The sequence below is a fragment of the Aurantimonas aggregata genome (genome assembly GCF_010500835.1).
Lineage (GTDB): Bacteria > Pseudomonadota > Alphaproteobacteria > Rhizobiales > Rhizobiaceae > Aurantimonas > Aurantimonas aggregata.
This window is the reverse complement of sequence record NZ_JAAAMJ010000016.1, coordinates 1-20,215: the sequence shown is the minus strand read 5'-3', so window position 1 is coordinate 20,215 and position 20,215 is coordinate 1. Positions and strand designations below refer to the sequence as shown.

Annotated in this window: 16 protein-coding genes, 1 tRNA gene and 1 riboswitch; of the genes, 4 read left to right on the top strand and 13 right to left on the bottom strand. The window is 67.1% G+C overall.

Annotated features, from left to right (window positions below; all coding sequences use genetic code 11):
- Positions 1 to 85: 85 nt before the first annotated feature.
- Positions 86 to 265 carry a hypothetical protein gene (locus tag GTW51_RS23595; RefSeq protein ID WP_203566147.1) on the bottom strand — a complete coding sequence of 60 codons (180 nt, stop codon included), beginning with the start codon at positions 263 to 265 and terminating at the stop codon, positions 86 to 88.
- Between GTW51_RS23595 and GTW51_RS24635 the strand changes: the two genes are divergently transcribed.
- A complete protein-coding gene (locus tag GTW51_RS24635) occupies positions 256 to 435 on the top strand; it encodes an RcnB family protein (protein WP_203566152.1) in 180 nt (59 codons plus the stop codon). The two genes, GTW51_RS23595 and GTW51_RS24635, sit on opposite strands and share 10 nt — an antisense overlap.
- 97 nt (positions 436 to 532) lie before the next feature.
- Here GTW51_RS24635 and GTW51_RS17220 read toward each other — a convergent pair whose 3' ends face one another.
- On the bottom strand, positions 533 to 1,324 hold the full coding sequence (locus GTW51_RS17220) for a polyphosphate kinase 2 family protein (protein WP_246233237.1): 792 nt from the start codon (positions 1,322 to 1,324) through the stop codon (positions 533 to 535).
- 177 nt (positions 1,325 to 1,501) lie between these two features.
- Here GTW51_RS17220 and GTW51_RS17215 point away from each other — a divergent pair, with 177 nt between their 5' ends.
- Positions 1,502 to 2,653 carry a YbfB/YjiJ family MFS transporter gene (locus GTW51_RS17215; protein WP_163045279.1) on the top strand — a complete coding sequence of 384 codons (1,152 nt, stop codon included), beginning with the start codon at positions 1,502 to 1,504 and terminating at the stop codon, positions 2,651 to 2,653.
- Here the strand turns inward: GTW51_RS17215 and GTW51_RS17210 are convergent.
- The 9 genes from GTW51_RS17210 to betC all read right to left on the bottom strand — a co-directional run bounded on the left by GTW51_RS17210 (position 2,628) and on the right by betC (position 13,463).
- Positions 2,628 to 4,040 carry an alpha,alpha-trehalose-phosphate synthase (UDP-forming) gene (locus GTW51_RS17210; RefSeq protein ID WP_163045278.1) on the bottom strand — a complete coding sequence of 471 codons (1,413 nt, stop codon included), beginning with the start codon at positions 4,038 to 4,040 and terminating at the stop codon, positions 2,628 to 2,630. The genes GTW51_RS17215 and GTW51_RS17210 overlap by 26 nt on opposite strands.
- 72 nt (positions 4,041 to 4,112) lie before the next feature.
- A complete protein-coding gene (gene otsB, locus GTW51_RS17205; RefSeq protein ID WP_163045277.1) occupies positions 4,113 to 4,838 on the bottom strand; it encodes a trehalose-phosphatase in 726 nt (241 codons plus the stop codon).
- Positions 4,839 to 4,896: 58 nt separating this feature from the next.
- Positions 4,897 to 5,709, bottom strand: coding sequence for an N-acetylmuramidase domain-containing protein (locus GTW51_RS17200; protein WP_163045276.1), 813 nt, complete (start codon positions 5,707 to 5,709; stop codon positions 4,897 to 4,899).
- Positions 5,710 to 5,813: 104 nt separating this feature from the next.
- A complete protein-coding gene (locus GTW51_RS17195) occupies positions 5,814 to 7,112 on the bottom strand; it encodes a D-amino acid dehydrogenase (protein WP_163045275.1) in 1,299 nt (432 codons plus the stop codon).
- Between the two features lie 148 nt (positions 7,113 to 7,260).
- Positions 7,261 to 7,349: riboswitch (glycine riboswitch) on the bottom strand.
- A 156-nt stretch (positions 7,350 to 7,505) separates the two neighbouring features.
- The gene (locus GTW51_RS17190; RefSeq protein WP_163045274.1) at positions 7,506 to 8,579 is read right to left on the bottom strand and encodes a sn-glycerol-3-phosphate import ATP-binding protein UgpC; all 1,074 of its coding nucleotides are present in this window, start codon (positions 8,577 to 8,579) and stop codon (positions 7,506 to 7,508) included.
- Positions 8,580 to 8,581: 2 nt separating this feature from the next.
- Positions 8,582 to 9,430, bottom strand: coding sequence for a sn-glycerol-3-phosphate ABC transporter permease UgpE (gene ugpE / locus GTW51_RS17185; RefSeq protein WP_163045273.1), 849 nt, complete (start codon positions 9,428 to 9,430; stop codon positions 8,582 to 8,584).
- 18 nt (positions 9,431 to 9,448) lie between these two features.
- Positions 9,449 to 10,339, bottom strand: a complete 891-nt coding sequence (ugpA, locus tag GTW51_RS17180; protein ID WP_425483274.1) for a sn-glycerol-3-phosphate ABC transporter permease UgpA — start codon at positions 10,337 to 10,339, stop codon at positions 9,449 to 9,451.
- Between the two features lie 81 nt (positions 10,340 to 10,420).
- Positions 10,421 to 11,725: a sn-glycerol-3-phosphate ABC transporter substrate-binding protein UgpB gene (ugpB, locus tag GTW51_RS17175; RefSeq protein WP_163045272.1), complete on the bottom strand. Its 1,305-nt coding sequence runs from the start codon at positions 11,723 to 11,725 to the stop codon at positions 10,421 to 10,423.
- Between the two features lie 223 nt (positions 11,726 to 11,948).
- Positions 11,949 to 13,463, bottom strand: a complete 1,515-nt coding sequence (betC, locus tag GTW51_RS17170) for a choline-sulfatase (RefSeq protein ID WP_163045271.1) — start codon at positions 13,461 to 13,463, stop codon at positions 11,949 to 11,951.
- Positions 13,464 to 13,746: 283 nt separating this feature from the next.
- Here betC and GTW51_RS17165 point away from each other — a divergent pair, with 283 nt between their 5' ends.
- Positions 13,747 to 16,452 carry a cation-transporting P-type ATPase gene (locus GTW51_RS17165; protein ID WP_163045270.1) on the top strand — a complete coding sequence of 902 codons (2,706 nt, stop codon included), beginning with the start codon at positions 13,747 to 13,749 and terminating at the stop codon, positions 16,450 to 16,452.
- Positions 16,453 to 16,510: 58 nt separating this feature from the next.
- Entirely contained in the window at positions 16,511 to 17,473 is a 963-nt protein-coding gene (locus tag GTW51_RS17160) for a bile acid:sodium symporter (protein ID WP_163045269.1), read from the top strand.
- Positions 17,474 to 17,793: 320 nt separating this feature from the next.
- Here the strand turns inward: GTW51_RS17160 and GTW51_RS17155 are convergent.
- A tRNA-Met gene (locus tag GTW51_RS17155) sits at positions 17,794 to 17,870 on the bottom strand.
- Positions 17,871 to 18,086: 216 nt separating this feature from the next.
- Positions 18,087 to 19,754, bottom strand: coding sequence for a long-chain-fatty-acid--CoA ligase (locus GTW51_RS17150; RefSeq protein WP_163045268.1), 1,668 nt, complete (start codon positions 19,752 to 19,754; stop codon positions 18,087 to 18,089).
- Positions 19,755 to 20,215: the final 461 nt, after the last annotated feature.

The window sequence follows — 20,215 nt, the reverse complement described above, 5'->3', positions numbered from 1 at the left end:
ACACGTTTCGTAACCGGATCGATGGGCGTCGGGCGCGGTTAGTTCACCGACAGGGACGTCAGGAGATCAAGCCATGTTCATGAAATCACTTGCCGTCGCGCTCAGCCTCGCGGTCGCGCTCCCGGCTTTCGCCTCGCCGGCCAGCGCCGCCGGTGGCAAGGAAGTCCACCGTACGGTCGTCAAGCAGAAGACCGTCGTCCATCGCGGCAAGGACGTTCGCCACGATCGCCGCGACGCCCGTCAGCAGCAGCGAAACTGGCGCCATCGCGGCGGCCGGTCCCGGCGCAATATCGCGGCCGGGCGGTCAACGACTGGCAGCGCCAGGGCCTGCGCCGACCGGCCAACGGCCAGCGCTGGGTCCGCGTCGACAACGACTATCTGCTGGTCGCCGCGGCCTCCGGGCTGATCGCCAGCATCGTCGCCGCGTCGCGCTGATCGCGCGGGGCACTCGAAAGCTTGAGCCCGGGCTGATCGAAGGATCGGCCCGGGCTTTCGATATACGGCCTCCTTTTCCGGGCCGGCGCCCGCATCGTCAACCAGCGGTCTCGCGGAGGAAGCGCGCTTCCAATTCGGGGTCGAGGGGCGTCGGCGACAGATCCACACCGGTGGAAAGCCGTGCTCCGATCGCCTCGAGGGCGGCCACGCGGGCGAACTTCTTCTGGTTGGCCGGGATGACGTGCCAGGGCGCCCAGGCCGTGTCGGTGCGCGCCAGCATCTCGTCGGCGGCCCGCTCGTAATCGTCCCATTTGTCGCGATTGCGGAAATCCTCGAAGGAGAGCTTCCAGCGCTTCAGCGGATCGTGCAGCCGCTTCTCGAAGCGCTTCAGCTGCTCGTCGCGGTCGATGTAGAGGAACACCTTGGCGATCCGCGTTCCCCCGTCGACGAGCTGCTTCTCGAAGGCGTTGATCTCCTCGTAGGCGCGCTCCCATTCCGGCTCTGTTGCGAGGCCCTCGACCCGCTCGACCAGGACGCGGCCATACCAGGACCGGTCGAACACCGCGATTTCGCCCTCGGCCGGAAGCCTTTCCCAGAACCGGGCCATGTAGTGGCGTTCCGCATCGCGCCCCGTGGGCGCGCCGATCGGCCATACCCGGAAGCCGCGCGGGTCCATGACGCTTGCCATGCGGCGGATGGCACCGCCCTTGCCGGCCGCATCCCACCCTTCGAAGACCACGACGCCATCATCGCTCGTCTTGAGGTAGGCCTGGTGGATCTGCTGGAAGCAGGTCTGCGCGTCGGCGAGCCGTGTCTCGTAGTCCTGCTCGTCGATCCGCGTCGTCAGATCGAGATCGGCGAGGCGCACGGGCGACTTCTTGTGGGACATGTCCGTCATCCTTCGATTGCAGGGCTGCACATAGGGCTTGCGAAGGCATCAGCGATACGGTCCGATAATGTTTGGCCTCCTTACCTTTGCGGCTGTATCGTCGGCATCCTCTCGCCTTGTCGCTTCGACGCCTATTGTCGCGTGACCATCGTCCGCCGCCTTACCGGATCCCACCCCATGAACCCCACCCACCGTCTGCTGCTCGGCGGCTTCCTCACCCTCGCGGTGGTGATGGGGGTAGGCCGTTTCATCTACACACCGCTGCTGCCGCTGATGCAGCGCGACTACGGCTTCGGGCCGGACGTCGCGGGGATCATCGCGGCGGCCAATTTCGCCGGCTATCTGGCAGGGTCCATTCTCGCCTCCTTCGTGCCGGCCGGGCCGTCACGGCGCCGGGCGCTGCAGATCGGCCTCGTCGCCAGCGTCGCAACGACGATCGGCATGGGCCTGACCGACGATCTCGCCGCCTGGCTGGTGCTGCGCGGCGTGTCCGGTCTCGCCAGCGCCTTCGCGATGATCGCCGCCGCCGGCATCATCGCCGAAGCGCTGGCGGGCATCGGTGCCGAGGCCAAGCTCGGTTGGGTGTTCGGCGGCGTCGGCTCGGGGATCGCGGTGTCGGGTCTGCTGGTCCACGCTGCCTCCCCGGCCCTCGACGCATCAGGGCTCTGGATCGCCGCCGGCCTGATCTGCGTGCCGCTGGTGCCGGTGATCATTGCCGAGGTGCGCGACCGCCAGTTGCCGGCGTTGACGCGCCAGCCCGATCCGCGGCGGCGCGTGCCGCGGCCGCTGCCGTTCTGGCCGCTGCTCGTCAACTACACCTGCGAAGGCCTCGGCTATTCGGTCTTCGCCACCTTCATCGTGGCGATCGTCAAGAGCCGGCCGGGACTGGCGGAGATGGGCGACTGGGTGTGGATCATGGTCGGCCTCGCCGGCCTGCCGAGCTGCCTGATCTGGTCGATGATCGCGCAGCGCATCGGCTTTGCGGCGGCTCTCGCCTCTGCCTACGTCGCGCAGATTCTCGGGGTCATGCTGCCGGTGCTGAGCAGCTCCGCCACGGCGGCCCTGCTTGCCGCTTTGCTGTTCGGGGGCACCTTCATGGCCATCACCGTGCTGACCATGCCGCTCGGCCGCCACGGGCTCGGCGGCCGCGGCTTTGCCGTCCTGACCGCCGGATTCGGGCTCGGCCAGATGCTCGGACCGCTGGTCGCCGGCTTTCTCGTCGCCGGCGACGCCGACTACAATCTGGCGCTCACCGCCTCGGCATCCGTGCTGGCTCTCGGCCTGATCGCGCTGCTGGTGGCGGTCAGGCTGCGTCCGTCTCCGGCGTGACCGGGTCGAAGCTTTCGAGCGACGCCAGGAAGTCGTCGCACCAGTGCGCCGCCGTGCCGGCGAAGACCGCTTCGCGCATGTGCTCCCAGCGATGGCTGCGCTCGTCGAAGGACATCGTCAGCGCCCGCTGCAGGGCGCGGGCAATGTCGTCGGTCGAATAGGGATTGACGATCAGCGCGTCGGACAGTTCGGCGCGCGCGCCGGCAAAGCGCGACAGCACCAGGACGCCCGGGTCGTCCGCTGCCTGCGCGGCGACAAACTCCTTGGCGACGAGGTTCATCCCGTCCCGCAGCGGCGTCACCAGGCAGACCCGCGCGGCGCGGTAGATCCCCGCCAGCGCGCGGCGGGTGAAGCCGCGCGTCATGATTTGGATCGGCGTCCAGTCGAGCGTCGCGAAGCGGCCGTTGATGTGCCCGGCGAGTTCTTCCAGTTCCCGCCGCAGGTCGACATAGGCGCCGAGTTCCGAGCGCGAAAGCGGCGCGACCTGCAGGAACTGCACGTTGCCGCGATTCTCCGGATAGTCCTCGAGCAGGCGCTCGAAGCCGCGGAAGCGCTCGACCAGCCCCTTGGAATAATCCATCCGGTCGACGCCGACGATCTGCAGGCGGTCGCCGGCGAGATCGCGCAGCATCTCCTCGTGCTCGCCGGCCTCCGGGGACGTGGCGAAGCGCGAATAGCCGTGCGCGTCGATGCCGATCGGGAAGGTCTGGGCCAGCACGGTGCGGTCGCCGACCCGGACGCGGCGGCCGTCGAGCTTCTCGCCGCCCAGTTCGCGGATGCAGAACGCCACGAAATTGCGCCGGTCGGTCTCGGTCTGGAAGCCCACCACGTCATAGGCGAGCATGGCGCGCACGATGTCGTGGCTGGCCGGCAGCGCCGTGAATATCTCCGGCGGGCAGAACGGAATGTGCAGGAAGAAGCCGAGCCGGCCCTCGTAGCCGCACTGGCGCAGCTCCGATCCGAGATAGAAGAAATGATAGTCGTGGACCCAGACGAGATCGTCCTCGGCGAGCATCGGCGCGAGACGCGAGGCGAAACGCTGGTTCACCGAGCGATAGACCCGGTCGGACTGGCGGTCGAAATGCGCAAGATCCAGCCGGTAGTGCAGCAGCGGCCAGAGCGAGCGGTTGGCGTAGCCGTAGTAGAAACCGTCGATATCCTCCTGGTTCATGTCGATGGTGGTCATCGCCACATGATCCTGAACCTCGGTATGCTCGGCGCTGAACGTACCTTCCTCGGAGATGTCGCCGCTCCAGCCGAACCACAGCCCGCCCCGGCGCTTCAGCGCGTCGGAAAGGCCCACGGCGAGACCGCCGGCCTTGCCCTCGTCGTTGAGCGGTCCCACGCGGTTGGACACCACCACCAGTCGTCGCTGTCGGTCAGCCATTCGATCCCTTCCCGCCACCCTGGAACCGGCAAGCGCCGGCTCCGCCTCGTCCCATCGGGCAAAATCCGTCGCTCACGTCGCGGCGCCCAGCCAGTGGTGCACGGCCCCGACATCGGCGAGGCGATGCGCCGCGACGCTCTCCTTCGTTCCGACCTTGATCGAGACACCCCCATTGTCACGCACATGCCTGAGGGCGAATTCATCGGTCGTGTCGTCCCCCACATACACCGGAACCCTTCCGGCAAAGGGCGGCTGTTGCAGCATCTCGGCGACGGCGACACCCTTGTCCATGCCGGCCGGGTGCACCTCGACGATGTTGTCGCCGAGCATGACGACCAGATCGTCGCGCCCCTGCGTCGCCTCGGTCATGGCCTGTTCCGCACGATCCTTGAGATCCGGCGCCGTCCGGTAATGCAGGACCAGCGCCGTGCCTTTGTCTTCCAGCGTCAGCCGGCTTTCCGCCAGAAGCGTCGGGGCCAGCGCCGCGCGGAGGGCGTCCAGCGTTTCCGGGCCGGCCAGCCGCTCGACCGCGCCATCGGGGTGGAGCCTTCGCTCCAGCCCGTGGACGCCGGCCGCGGCAAAGCGCAACGGCGACAGGAAGCGGTCGAGATCCGCGATCCGGCGGCCGCTGACGATCGCCAGGGCGCCGGAAAGCTCCGCCCGCAGCGCCTCGAGCCGCGCCAGCGCGGCAGGCGCGATGACCACCGCACTCGGATCGTCCACGAGATCGACGAGCGTCCCATCGAAATCGAGGAAGACGGCGTGGCGGCGGGAATCGATGAGCGGCGGCTGCGACATGACCCGACCTAACACAGGCAACGGCTCCCTCGCAGCCAGAAATTGCCTCAGCCGTGGACTAGAGGGGGCGGGCGAGGCGCGCGAGGGTCGCAGCATCGGCAACGCCGGTCGCAGCCAGCGAAACCGACCGCTGGAAGGCGCTCAGCGCCGCTTCCGTGAGCGGTCCGAACAGTCCGTCGACGGCGACGGCGTGGCCGTGCTGGCGCAGGCCGGCCTGCAAGTCCTTCACTGCCGCGCCGCGCGTGCCCCGCGCAAGGGGTGCATCATCGGCGGGCGCCGCAAGCAACCGGTGCGCCTCGCGCCACGCCGCCGCGATCTTCGCGTCATAGCGGTTGCGCTTGTAGCCGGGGCCGTTATAGCGCCGCGCAAAGCCGGCGTGGTCGCCATCCGCCAGCCGCCTGTCGAGATGACCAAGCGTCAGGAAGCGCGCGCCTATCGCGAACTGGCCGTCGACCGACAGGCGGGCCGTGCGTCGCAGTTCCTCGGCGCTGGAAAAGCCGAGCGCCTGCCAGTGCGCGCCCATCACCTGGCAGAGCCCCCACGACGTGGAGGCGATCGTCGCCGCCGGATCGATCCTTGCGGCCCGCTCGAACAGCCGCCAGCGCGCCGACTGGGCGCCGGGATTGGCGACAGCCCCGGCGCGCGGGTGCGCCAGGCCCTCGGCCCGCGCGCGCTGACGTGCCGGCCCGGCCAGCAGCCGGTCGAAATAATGCCCTTCGAAGCGGATCAGCGGCTCTGCCCGGCCATCGAACACCGCCAGCGCGACGGCCCGCGTCTCGACCAGCGCCACCGCCAGCAGCACCCTCGGATCGACGCCGGTCGCCTCGCCGGCGCGCCGCGCTGCCGCCAGCACCATTTTCTCCACCGCCATGCATCGCTCCCGTCCCAAACGTGTCGGGTCGAGTGTCGCAGCGGTGATGGGCAGGGGGAGAAGTTTCCTGCACGCCGCCCCTTGTCGGGACAGCGTGCCGAACGTCAGGCGGCGTTGGAAGCGAACGTCCGGGAAGCGTGCGCCGGCGCGTGGCCGGGTGCCCGCGCACCGGCAAAGCTGCCGGAGACCTGGTCGGCGATCATGTCGGCGGTGGCGGCCGCCAGCGTCCAGCCGAGATGGCCGTGGCCGGTGTTGTAGAAGACGCCCGGCCGCTTGCCGGGGGCAACGCGCGGCAGCATGTCCGGCATCATTGGGCGCAGGCCGGCCCAGGGCACGACGGAATCGGTCGACACGCCCGGGAAGCGGCTGCGGCTCCATTCGACCAGCGGACGGATGCGCGAGGCCTTGATGTCGCGATCCTCGCCGGCGAACTCCGCCGTCCCGGCGATGCGCAGCCGGTTGGCGCCGAGGCGGCTGGTGACGATCTTGGCATGTTCGTCGAGCAGGCTGACCCACGGCGCGGCCTCGCGGCTCGCCGCATCGGCGAGCTCGACCGTCACGGAGTAGCCCTTGACCGGATAGATGTTCACCCGGTCGCCGAGCTGAGCGGCAAAGCGGCGGCTGCCGACGCCGGCGCAGACGACGATCCCGTCGAAGTGGTCGCGGCGCGGCTCCCTGGCGGGCATGGCGCCGCCCTGCCAGACGACGTCGACACCGCCGCCGGCGCGCGTCGCGAGGGAGCGCACGTCGGCGTTGAACTGCAGGCTCGCGCCCTTGCGGATACAGGCCTCGGCGAGGCGCCGAGTGAATTTGTGGATGTCGCCGGTGAAGTCGGATTCGGTGAAGAACCCGCCGATGAAATTGCCGCGGATCGCCGGCTCGATGGCGGCGATCTCGCTCGGCGTCACCGACCGGCGCGCGAGCCCGCCCTTTTCCAGGAGCCGGTTGACCTTGGCGGCATGCTCGAATTCGCCCTGCGTCTCGTAGACGTGCAGGATGCCGCGCTTCTCGAGGTCGAAGTCGAAGCCCTCGTTGTCGGCCATCTCCAGGAGATGCCGCCGGGCCTCGATGGCAAGCTTCGTCGTGGCGATGGTGTTCGCCTCGTAGCTGCGGGCCGCCAGCACGAATTCCAGCATCCAGCTGATCTTGTGCCATGAGGGCGCCGGATGGACGAGCAGCGGCGCGTCCTTGCGCAGCATCCATTTGAGCCCCTTCAGGAAGGTGCTCGGCTGGTTCCACACCTCGGCGTTCGACGCCGAAAGCTGGCCGCCATTGGCGAAGGAGGTCTCCATGCCCGCATAGGCGTTGCGGTCGAAGACCGTGACGTCGAAGCCGCGAAGGAGAAGCTGGTAGGCGGTGGTGATTCCGGTGATGCCCGCACCGATGACGGCGATGGAAGTCATGACGATCCTCTCATCCCGCCGCAGCGGGGATGTCGTTCATGCCCCTCCCGTCATGAGCCTGAGAGTTTCACGGAACGCGGAGAATTCCTCGCGCCGCTTTCTCCTTCGGCGGACATCCCCAAGGGAATGTCGCTCTTCGGAATTCGCGCCGACGCAGCGGTCCTTTTGCCTGAGAGTTTCCGGGGCGGTTGCTCCTTCGGCGCCAGCCTCTCGGCTGGTCTCTCCCGCATGCGTCTGTGCCTTCCTTGTAGGCGCTTATGTGCACTGCCGCAAGACGCGGCAGACCGTGCCAAAGCAGGGAACCCATGCAGATTGAGGAGGGCATACATGCTGCCAGCGCAGGGCTGGCCGCCAGACGCTCGAAACGCCTGAAGCAGGCTGATCTGGCTCGGCTCAGTCGAGCCGACGGCCGCTGGCGCCATCAAAACGGTGGACCGCATCAAGTCGCCCCGCTGCCCGGACCTTGGTGCCCGGCTCCAGATGGCTGTATCCCGGCACCCGCACGGCGATCTCCGGCCCCTTCTCCGCCAGGGCGCCGAAGACGTAGCTCTCCGCCCCGACAACCTCGACGCCGGTAACCGTGAGATCCGCCACGAACTCTCCGGCCTCGTGCGCATCAGCCTCGACCAGCCGCATGTGCTCGGGGCGGATGCCCAGCACGACGCCGTCCGAGACGCCGCCCGGCAGCCCGTCGAGGCCGACGAGGCCCTCGCCCGCCCCGCCGGCCGCATCCAGCGGCACGAGATTCATCGCCGGCGAGCCGATGAAGGTCGCGACGAACAGGGTCGCCGGCCGCTCGTAGAGATCCATTGGCCTGCCGGCCTGCTCGATCCTGCCGCCGTTCATCACCACCAGCTGGTCGGCCAGCGTCATCGCCTCGAGCTGGTCGTGGGTGACGTAGAGGCTGGTGGTCGCCAGCCGCCGCTGCAGCCGCCTTATCTCGGCGCGCATCTGCACCCGCAGCTTGGCGTCGAGATTGGATAGCGGCTCGTCGAACAGGAAGGCCGCGGGCTCGCGGACGATGGCGCGGCCCATGGCGACGCGCTGACGCTGGCCGCCGGAAAGCTGCCCGGGCTTGCGGGCGAGCAGCGGCGCGATCTCGAGGATTCCCGCCGCCTCGTCCACCCGCCGGGCGATCTCAGGCTTCGGCATCTTGCGGTTCTTCAGACCGTATTCGAGGTTCTGTCGCACGCTCATATGCGGGTAGAGCGCGTAGTTCTGGAACACCATGGCGATGTCCCGCTCGGCCGGCTCCAGCTCGTTGACGACCCGCTCGCCGATCTGGATCGTGCCGGAAGTGATCGATTCCAGCCCAGCGACCATGCGAAGGAGGGTCGACTTGCCGCAGCCGGACGGCCCGACCAGCACGACGAATTCGCCGTCGTCGATGCCGAGCGAGACGCCCTTCACCGCTTCGACGCCGCCGGGATAGACCTTGCGGATGTCGGTGAGTTCGATGCGAGCCAAGCCTATTTCTCCGATTCGACGAGGCCGCGCACGAACCATCGCTGCATCAAGACGACCACCAGGACCGGCGGCGCGATGGCGAGGATCGCGGTGACCATCACCTGCGGCCACGGCGTGTCCGCGTCGGCAAACGACACCATCTTCTTCAGCGCGATGACGATGGTGTTCATCTGGTTGTCGTTGGTGACGAGCAGCGGCCACAGATACTGCGTCCAGCCATAGATGAAGAGGATGACGAAGAGCGCGGCGATGTTGGTCTTCGACAGCGGGATGAGAATGTCCCGGAAGAACCGCATCGGCCCGGCCGCGTCGATGCGCGCGGCTTCCACCAGCTCCGGCGGGATCGTCATGAAGAACTGCCGGAACAGGAGCGTCGCGGTCGCCGAGGCGACCAGCGGCAGGATCAGCCCGGCATAGGTGTCGATCATGCCGAGATCGACCATCACCTTGTAGGTCGGCAGGATGCGCACCTCGACGGGGAGCATCAGGGTGATGAAGATCAGCCAGAAGAACGCCATGCGGAACGGGAAGCGGAAGAACACGATGGCGAAGGCCGACAGGATCGAGATGACGATCTTGCCGATGGCGATGCCGAGCGCCATCACCGTCGTGTTGAACAGCAGCGTGCCCACCCCGACGCCGCCGATCCGGCCGACGCCGCCGAACAGCGCCTGGCTGTAATTGTCGACGAACTCGCCGCCCGGCACCAGCGGCAGCGGCGGCCGCAGGATGGTCTGCAGCGTCTGCGTCGAGGCGACGAAAGTGTAGTAGATCGGGAACGCCACGATCAGCACGCCGAGGATCAGCACCAGGTGGGCGATGGGGCGGCCGATGCCGCCGCGCTCGATCATGCGAGCCTCGTCAGGGCATCAGCCATAGTGCACCTTCTTCTCCACGTAGCGGAACTGCACCGCCGTCAGGGCGATGACGATCGCCATCAGGATCACCGACTGGGCCGCCGAACTGCCGAGATTGAGGTTCACGAACCCGTCGATATAGACCTTGTAGACGAGCGTCTCGGTCGCCCGCGCCGGGCCGCCGGCGGTGACCGCGTCGATGATGCCGAACGTGTCGAAGAACGCGTAGACCGTGTTGACCACCAGCAGGAAGAACGTCGTCGGCGCGATCAGCGGGAAGACGATGGTCCAGAAGCGCTTGGTCGAGCCGGCGCCGTCGATCGCCGCGGCTTCCACCAGTGATTTCGGGATCGACTGCAATGCCGCGACGAAGAACAGGAAATTGTAGCTGATCTGCTTCCAGGCCGCGGCGACCACCACCAGCACCATCGCCTGGTCGCCGTTGAGCAGCGGATCCCAGTCATAGCCGTTGCGCCGCATCATGTAGGCGAAGGTGCCCATCGCCGGGTTGAACATGAACAGCCACAGCATGCCCGCGACGGCCGGCGCCACGGCGTAGGGCCAGATCAGCAGCGTCCGGTAGAAGGTCTTGCCGCGCAGCACCTTCTCCACCGACGTCGCCAGCAGCAGCGCCAGCGTCATGGCCAGCACCGCCGTCGCGATCGAGAAGATCGCGGTGACCTTGATGGCGTTGAGATAGGCGGGGTCGGAGAGCACCGCCTGGAAATTGTCGAGCCCGACGAAGCGGGTGCGCAGCCCGAACGGGTCCTGGCTGAGCAGCGACTGGTAGATTGCCTGGCTGGCCGGCCAGTAGAAGAAGACCAGCGTGATCGCCACCTGCGGCGCGAGCAGCAGATAGGGCAACCACTTGTTCGGGAAGATGGCTTTCACCAGGGGCGACATTCATGCTGGCCCGCTCGGCGTGATCGCCGCGGGCAGATAAAGAAGTGCCGGGCGAACGCCGCCCGGCACGATCGCAGGATTTTACTGCGCTTCGGCGATCGCCTCGTTGCCGAGCTGGACGATCCGGTCGAGCGCCGTCTGGGCGTCGATGTCGCCGGCCAGCATCGCCTCGAACTGCTCGTTCTGGATGTCGCGGATCTGCGGCAGGTTCGGCAGGCGCACGCCCTTCGAGTTCTCGGTCGGCGCCTTGCCCATCATCTGGCTGATCGGCGTCTCGCGGCCTGGGTTCTCGTCGTAGAAGCCGGACGCCTTGGTCTGCTCGTAGGCTTCCATGGTGACCGGCAGATAGCCGGACACCTGGTGCAGGCGAGCCTGGATTTCCGGCTGCGAGAGGAAGTTGAAGAACTCCGCGATGCCCTTGACCTCGTCGTCGGACTTGCCGCCGAACACCCAGAGGCTGGCGCCGCCCGGGATGGTGTTCTGCGGTGCGCCTTCGGCGTTGGCGTCATAGGGAAGCTGGCCGATGCCGTAGTTGAGGCCCGACTTCACCACGTCGCCGAGACCGCCGGAGGACTCGGTCAGGATGCCGCACTCGCCCGACAGGAAGAGCTGCTTGGCTTCCGAGGTGCGGCCGCCGTAGCGGAACACGCCGTCCTTGGCGAGATCGGCGATCGCCTGGAAATGCTCGACATAGATCGGCGCATTGACCTCGAGCTGGACATCGGTACCGGCGAGGCCGTTCTCCTGCGTGCCGTAGGGCAGATTGTTCCAGGCCGCGAAGTTCTCCAGATGGATCCAGGTCAGCCAGGTCGTGGTGAAGCCGCATTCGGCCGCGCCGGATTCCTTGATCGTGCGGGCGGCCTCGAAGACCTCCTGCCAGGTGGCTGGCGGGGCATCGACGTCGAGCCCGGCCTTCTCGAACACGTCCTTGTTGTAATAGAGGATCGGCGAGGACGAGTTGTACGGGAAGGACAGCATGGTGCCGTCCGGCTTGGAGTAATAGGCGACGATGCCGGGCAGGTAGTTCGACTTGTCGAACGCGTAGCCACCGGCCTCGAGCACCTCGGCCACCGGCATAACGGCGCCCTCGGCGCCCATCATCACGCCGGTGCCGACGTCGAAGACCTGGATGATCGCCGGCGGCTGGTTGGCGCGGAAGGCGGCGATGCCGGCGTTCAGCGTCTCCGGGTAGGTGCCCTTGAAGACCGGCTGGATCGCGTAGGCGTCCTGGGACTCGTTGAATTCCTTGGCCAGCGTGTCGACGACTTCGTTGTTGGCGCCGGTCATCGCGTGCCACCACTGCAGCTCGGTGACGGCGAAGGCCTGGCTGGCGCCGGCGATCAGCGCGCCGACCGCGACGGCGGCCTTGAGAAGGTTGCGGGTCATGTTGGTTTCCTCACCGTTGAAGCGACTCTCGTGCCCTGTTGCCGAGCGTGTCCAAGCCGCTGTTGGTAAGAGTGCTTCAAAACCGGTCCATGACACAATCATGAAGCTTTCATGACAGCCTCGAAACGCGTCGATCGCCCGCTTTTTCGTCAGCAAGCGCACCAAATGCGCTCGCCTTGAGGAGGTAGACGAGACGGTGCGCCGTATCGCGACACGAATCGGCCTATTCGCCGCGCGGAAAGCGCTGCGATTCTTCCAGCGTGTTGAGGTCCATGTGGTTGCGCATGTAGCGCTCCGACGCCTTCTGCAGCGGCTGGTGATCCCAGGGATAATAGGCGCCGTTGCGCAGCGCCTCGTAGACCACCCAGCGGCGCGCCTGGCTTTCGCGCACGTCGGCGTCGAAACGCCCCATGTCCCAGCGCGCCCGCATCTCGGCCTCAAAGCCCGCCAGCGTCTCGGCATGGGCGGGATCGGCCGCCAGGTTCACCAGTTCGTACGGGTCGGCGTCTAGGTCGAAGAGCTGCGGCGGGTCGAGCTCGCAATGGTTGAACTTGAAGCGTCCCCGCCGGATCGACACCAGCGGCGCCTCCGAGCCTTCCGCGGCATATTCCATGTAGACCGGCGCAGGCGACGCGCCGCCGCGCGCCACCGGCAGCAGCGAGTGGCCGTCGGTCCACGGCGCGACTGCCTCGAGGTCGATGCCGGCGAGATCGCAGAGCGTCGACGCCAGATCGATGGTCGACACCGGCGCGTCGACGCTGCGTGGATCGAGCCCGGGGGCCATCAGCATCAGCGGCACGCGGGCCGAGCCCTCGAAGAAGTTCATCTTGAACCACATGCCGCGCTCGCCCAGCATGTCGCCGTGGTCCGACAGGAAGGCGACGATGGTGTTGTCGTCCATCCGCGTGCGGGCGAGCACGTCGAGGATCGAGCCGATCTTCTCGTCCAGATAGGAGATATTGGCGAAATAGCCCCGCCGCGCCCGGCGGACCTCGTTCTCGGTGACGTCGAAACTGGTGGAGTCGTTCGCGCGGTAGAGCCGCTGCGAGTGGGGGTCCTGCTGCTCGTAGGGGATATCCCCCACCGCCGGCGCCAGCTGATCGCAATCCTCGTAGAGGTCCCAGAACTTCCGCCGGGCGACATAGGGATCGTGCGGATGGGTGAACGACACGGTCAGCGCCCAAGGCCGGTCGTCGGCGCCCCGCGACAGATCGTAGAGCTTCTGCTCGGCGTGGTGGGCAACCTCGTCGTCATATTCCATCTGGTTGGTGATCTCGGCGACCCCCGCCCCCGCGACGGAGCCGAGATTGTGGTACCACCAGTCGATCCGCTCGCCCGGCTTGCGGTAGTCCGGCGTCCAACCGAAATCCGCCGGATAGACGTCGGTCGTCAGCCTCTCCTCGAAGCCGTGCAACTGGTCCGGCCCGACGAAATGCATCTTGCCGGACAGGCAGGTGTAATAGCCCGCACGCCGCAGATGATGCGCATAGGTCGGGATCGCCGAGGGAAATTCCGCGGCATTGTCGTAGACGCCGTTGCGCGACGGCAGCTGCCCCGACATGACCGCGGCGCGTCCCGGCGCGCAGAGCGGGCTCGGCGTATAGGCGTTGCGAAACCGCACCGACCGGGCCGCCAGCGCCTTCAGGACCGGCGCGTGCAGGAAGTCTGCCGGCCCGTCGGGAAACAGCGTGCCGTTGAGTTGGTCGACCATGATGATCAGGATATTCGGTCGGTTCATGTAGTCCCCTGCGTGGCTGTTGCCGCAGGGATAGCGCGGACGGGGCGCGGGAGCCAGTCGAGCGTCGGCAACGCACCCCGCCGAACATTCTTGCGCGCCGGAACCGCCTCGGGCCGGCAGGGTCGGCAGACCCGGATTGATCGAGGACAAGGCGCCCTGGTCCGATCCGCGCGAAGCTGCGTGCAGCCGCTCTGCGCGTTGCCGTCGAGCGGTGCGTGATCTCATTCTTCCGGCTGCGCTCCCTCGTGGGGGCCGGCCCGCTCCGATCATTGCAGGATGCCCCATGAACGACGCCGCGACGCCGATACCGCATCACGCGCTCGATGCGGAGGCCACCCTCGTCGCCTTCGATACCGGAAGGGGCGGGCTCAGCCAGGACGAAGCCCTCCGGCGCCTGGACCAACACGGGCCGAACCGTCTGCCCGAGCCGCCGAAACGCAGCCCGGTCCTGCGCTTCCTTCGCCATTTCCACAACGTGCTGATCTACGTCCTCATCGCCGCGGCGATCGTCACGGCCGTGCTCGGCCATTTCATCGACACGGCCGTCATTCTCGTGGTGGTGATCGCCAACGCCGTCATCGGCTTCATCCAGGAGGGACGCGCCGAACAGGCGATGGCAGCCATCCGCGACATGCTGGCGCCGCACACGTCGGTCCTGCGAGACGGCGAGCGACGTACCGTCGACAGCGCGGACGTGGTCGTCGGTGACATCGTACTTCTGGAAGCCGGCGAGAAGGTCCCCGCCGACCTCCGTCTCTTCGAGACGAAGGGGCTCCTCGTCCAGGAGGCGATCCTCACCGGGGAGTCGCTGCCAGTGGAAAAGAGCACGGCCGCCGCCGCGGCCAACGCCCCCCTGGGGGACCGCACGGCCATGGCCTTCAGCGGCACGCTCGTCGCCGCCGGCACCGGACGCGGCGTCGTGGTCGCCACCGGCCCGGCGACGGAGATCGGACGGATCAGCGGCATGCTGTCGTCGGTGGAGACGCTGACGACGCCGCTCGTCCAGCAGATGGATCGCTTCTCGCGCTGGCTGACGGTACTGATCCTGCTGATCGCCGCGATCCTCCTCGCCTTTGGCTATTTCCTCGAGCATTTCGCCTTCGCCGACATGTTCATGATCGTGGTGGGCCTGTCCGTCGCCGCGATCCCCGAAGGCCTGCCCGCCGTCCTGACCATCACTTTGGCGGTCGGCGTACAGGCCATGGCACGGCGCAACGCCATCGTCCGGCGCCTGCCGGCGATCGAGACGCTGGGCGCGGTCTCGGTGATCTGCACCGACAAGACCGGCACGCTGACCCGCAACGAGATGATGGTCGCCTCGGTGGTCACAGCCGGCGACGCGTTCATGGTCGAGGGCGAAGGCTACGCGCCCGAAGGCGCCATCCGCCGCGGCGAGACGGTCGTCGATGCTGGGGAAAATCAGGCCCTGCGCGAAATCGCGCGCGCCGCCGCGCTGTGCAACGACGCGGTGCTCAACGGCGAAAACGGCAACTGGACGATCCAGGGCGACCCGATGGAAGGCGCGCTGCTGGCGTTGGCGCGCAAGATCGGCGGCGATACCCCCTCACCCCGCGCCGAGTGGCGCCGTGTGGACGAGATTTCCTTCGATGCACGGCATCGCTACATGGCCACGCTTGACCGCAACACGCACGGCACCACCCTCGCCAGCGCCAAGGGCGCGCCGGAGCGCATCCTGGCGATGTGCGCGACGCAGCGCCGCCCGGACGGTGGCAGCGAGGCGCTCGACGAACACGCCTGGAACGAAGCGGCCGAAGCCATCGCCGCGAAGGGCCAGCGCGTGCTCGCCATCGCCACCCGCACGATGGCGGATGGGCACGCGGCGCTCGGCCATGCCGATCTGGAGGGAAAGCTCGTCCTCGTCGGGCTGGTCGGGCTGATCGATCCGCCGCGGCCGGAAGCGATCGCGGCGGTCGTCCAATGCCACGAGGCCGGTATCCGCGTGAAGATGATCACCGGCGACCATGCCGGGACGGCGGCAGCCATCGGCCGGCAGATCGGCCTCCAGAACCCCGACAGGGTGCTGACCGGCACCGATCTCGACATGATGGACGACGCCGCGCTCAGCAACGCCGTTGCCGAGACCGACATCTTTGCCAGGACCAGCCCCGAGCACAAATTGCGGCTGGTCACGGCGCTGCAGTCGCGCGGGCTGACCGTCGCCATGACCGGCGACGGCGTCAACGACGCGCCCGCCCTCAAGCGCGCCGATGCCGGCATCGCCATGGGACTGAAGGGCAGCGAAGCGGCCAAGGAAGCGGCCGAGCTGGTGCTGGCCGACGACAATTTCGCGTCGATCGTCGCCGCGGTCCGCGAAGGCCGGACGGTCTACGACAACATCAAGAAGGTGATCAGCTGGACCCTGCCGACCAATGCCGGCGAGGCGCTGACGATCATCGTCGCGCTGCTCCTCGGCATGGCATTGCCGGTGACCGCCATCCAGATCCTCTGGATCAATCTCGTCACCAGCATCACGCTCGGAATCGCGCTCGCCTTCGAGCCGACGGAGGAGAACACCATGCGCCGCCCGCCGCGTCCGCGCGGCGAATCGCTGCTTTCCGCCGGTCTGACATGGCACATCGTCCTCGTTTCGCTGCTGTTCCTCGCCGGTGTCTTCGGCATCTATGCCTACGCGATCGACCAGGGCCATTCCGACGTCCTGGCCCGTACCATGGCGGTCAACACGATCGTGGTTCTCGAGATCTTCCACCTGTTCTTCATCCGCAACCTCTACGGCACCTCACTGACCTGGGCCGCGGTGCGCGGCACCAAGATGGTCTGGGCGACGGTGCTCGGCGTCACCGCCGCCCAGTTCGCCTTCACCTATGTGCCCTTCATGCAAGACGCGTTCGGCACGGTTGCCGTGTCGCCGCTGGACGGCATACTGATCGTCGGGATCGGGATCGTCTTCTTCGCCGTCATCGAGGTCGAAAAGCAGTTGCGCCTGGCGCTGCTTGCCGGCAAGGCCTGATCCGCCAGGTTCGGCCGGGTTCGGGCTCGAAGGCAGGAAAGCAGGCGAAGTTGGTGACGTGACAAGGCAGCAGCTCGAACGGCACCAGGTCTGGCTCTATCTCGCCGCGATCATCACGGGACTCGGCGCCGGGACCGCGGCACCGGCCGTCGCCCCGTTCCTGGAAACCACGCTCTGGCCGGCCCTGGGATTCCTGCTCTACACCACCTTCACCCAGGTGCCGCTCACCGGAATTTCCCGCGGGTTCCGCGATGGCCGCTTCATCGGCGCTGTGCTGGCCGGCAATTTCGTCCTGATCCCGCTTCTTGTCTGGAGCCTGCTTCTGGTCGTCCCGGACGACCCGGCGATCCGGCTCGGCGTCGTCCTGGTGCTGCTGATGCCCTGCACCGACTGGTACGTCACCTTCACCCATCTCGGCGGCGGCGACACGCCCCGCGCCATCGCGGTCACGCCGGTGAACCTGATCCTCCAGCTCCTGCTCCTGCCTGCCTATCTCTGGCTCTTCATGGGCGAGACCTTCCTCGATCTGCTGGCGGCGGACCGGATCGCGACAGTCTTCGCCACGCTGCTGCTCCTGCCGCTGCTGGCCGCTTGGCTCACCGAAGTCTGGGCCGGGCGCAAGGCATCGCGTGCCGGGCGCATCGCGGCAACCGGCTGGCTGCCTGTGCCGCTGCTGGCGCTGGTGCTGTTCATGATCGCGGCCTCGCAGGTCGACGCTGTCTTTGCCGCGACGCCGGTCCTTGGCCAGGTGCTCGGCGCCTTTCTGGCCTTCCTCGTCGCGGCCCTGCTGATCGGGCTGGCGCTCGGCCGCCTCGCGCGCCTCTCTGCCCCCGCCAGCCGCGCTTTGATCTTCAGCCTCGGCACCCGGAACTCGTTTCTCGTCCTGCCCCTGGCTCTGGCGCTGGCCCCACAGTGGCAGACCGCGACCGTTGTCATCGTCTTCCAGTCGCTCGTCGAGCTCTTCGGCATGCTGGTCTATCTGTGGCTGGTGCCGCAACTGGTGCCTGCTCCGAACGGGTGAGACGCGGCTCGATGGCTTGGGAAATGGGACTCACGCCTTCAGGGGCGCGATGAGCGTCTGGCGCCACGGCTGGCCGCACCTGACGAGTGGCCAAGGCGAAGCTTTCGCCGCCATGGGCTGCTTCACGACCCCGGCATGACGCAGGCGATCCGCTTCCAAGCCGCGCCCTCCTTGGGCCTGACCCAAATATCCAGGCCGAGCCACCAGAGCCACCAAGTGGGCGGCAGGAGGGACATAAAGACGACGAAATGCCAGGGGCCGAGGACGCCTGTCGCAACAAACGAAAACGCCCGCGAAGCCAAGGGCTTCACGGGCGATTTTGGTTGCGGGGACAGGATTTGAACCTGTGACCTTCAGGTTATGAGCCTGACGAGCTACCGGGCTGCTCCACCCCGCGTCACGACCGTGCGACTCAATGCGCCGCCGGTGAGAGGGATATATGCGACAGCACGATGAATGAAAAGGGGGGCTTCGCCGAAACCCGGAACAAAAACGTTCCTTCGGCCAGCGGACGCGCAAGCCGATCTGTCATCGCACGCGCGAAGGCTAGCAGAACCTCCTTCGGCTGAGAAGCGCCCGGCCGCCGCGCCGCGCCGCGCCGTGCGTCGCCGCCTTAATCCCGCAATTCGCGCCGCAACACCTTGCCGACGCCGCTTTTCGGCAGCTCGTCCCGGAACACCACCTCGCGGGGCCGCTTGTAGCCGGTGAGATTGTCCTTGCAGAACGCCTTCACCGCGTCCTCGGTGATCGCCGGATCGCTGGCGACGACGAACAGCTTCACCGCTTCGCCGGAGTTGGCGTCCATGACGGCGATCGCCGCGGCCTCGACGATGCCGGGCATGCGCGTCGCGACTTCCTCGATCTCGTTCGGATAGACGTTGAAGCCGGAGACGTTGATCATGTCCTTCTTGCGATCGACGATCTTGAAGCAGCCCCGCTCGTCCATGATGCCGACATCGCCGGTGCGGAAGAAGCCGTCGCGGGTCATCACCTGCGCGGTCTCGTCCGGCCGGTTCCAGTACCCGACCATCACCTGCGGCCCCCTGATGGCGATCTCACCGCGTTCGCCCATTGGCAGATCGTTGCCCGCGTCGTCGATGATGCGGAATTCGGTGGACGGCAGCGGCATGCCGATCGTCCCGGAAAACTCCGTCGCATCGGTCGGGTTGCAGCTCGCCGAGGGCGAGGTTTCCGACAGGCCGTAGCCTTCGCAGATCGAGCTCCCGGTGGTCTTGCGCCACAGCTCGGCCGTTGCCGCCTGCACCGCCATGCCGCCGCCGACGGAGAGCTTCAGCCCCGACCAGTCGACATCCTTGGCATCGGGATGCCGGGCGATCGCGCCGAACAGCGTGTTGACCGCCGGGAAGGAGTGGAAGCGATGCTTCTTCAGCTCCTTCAGCGTCGCCTTGATGTCCCGGGGATTGGGAATCAGGATGTTGCAGCCGCCGTTGCGCATCGACAGCATCATGTTCACGGTGAATCCGAAGATATGGTAGAGCGGCAGCGCGCAGACCGTCAGCTGCTGCTCGCCCGGCTTCAGGCCGCGCAGTGCCGGCTGGTTCCACAATTCCGACTGCAGGACATTGGCGACGATATTGCCGTGGGTGAGCGTAGCACCCTTGGCGACGCCCGTCGTCCCGCCGGTATATTGCAGCACCGCGACATCGCTGAGCTCGCTCCGTTCGGGCCGGAAGGTGGCAGCGCGCCCCTTCGCCATCGCCTGCTTGAACGTTACAGCGCTCGGCAGGTCATAGGCCGGCACCATCTTGCGCACGCGGCGAACCACGAAATTGACGATGTGGCCCTTGAGCCTCGGCAGCATGTCCCCCATCGAGGCCACGACGACGTGCTCGACCGGGGTCTCGGCCCGGCACGTCTGGAAGGTCCTGGCCATGTTCTCGAGGATCACCAGCGCCTTGGCGCCGGAATCGCTGAGCTGGTGCGCGAGTTCGCGCGGCGTGTAGAGCGGATTGGTGTTCACCACCACCATGCCGGCCCTCAGCACCCCTGCCACGGCGACCGGGTACTGGAAGACGTTCGGCATCATCAGCGAGACCCGGTCGCCCTTCTTCAACCCCAGCGACTGCAGATAGGCGGCGAAGACACGGGAGGCTTCGTCGATCTCGCCGAAGCTCATCGTTGCGCCGAGAAAGTGAAAAGCCGGCTTGTCGCGGTTCTTGGCGAAAGCCTCGTCCAGAAGCTCGGCCAGCGAATGGTAGGGGAACGCCGGCAGCTCCGCGGGAACGCCGGCGGGATAATGCTGCAGCCAGGGTTTGTCCATGTGGTTCTATCCTCCCGTTTTGAAGGCTAGGGATAACCGAACCGGCACGCGAACGACAATGGTTTCCGTTTACGTCAATCGAGAAACCCGCCCGCAAGCGCGCCAGCGGCCGATCGGGCACGGCGTGGCGGCCCGGATCGCACCGCAACCATCAGTCCTCTTCAGGCAGGGTGCGTCGCTGCCCCAGTTACCGCGGCAGTCTTGAGAGTGGCAGGCGACACGGCGGCCGCCGCTGTACGAGTCGGCTTCGCCAGACGTCCGAACCGACACCGCCGCAGCCGAGCCCTCGCCCGGTCTCGGCTGTCCGCCGCGCATGACACAGGCACGGCTAATTTCCAGAATCCGGACGCACGAACGCCCCCGTTTTTAGGACGGGGGCGTTCGTTGATATGGCGATGTGTGCTGATTGTTTGTTGTGAAGTTATCACGCTTGCGATTTGCAGACCTGGCGGCGACCGACT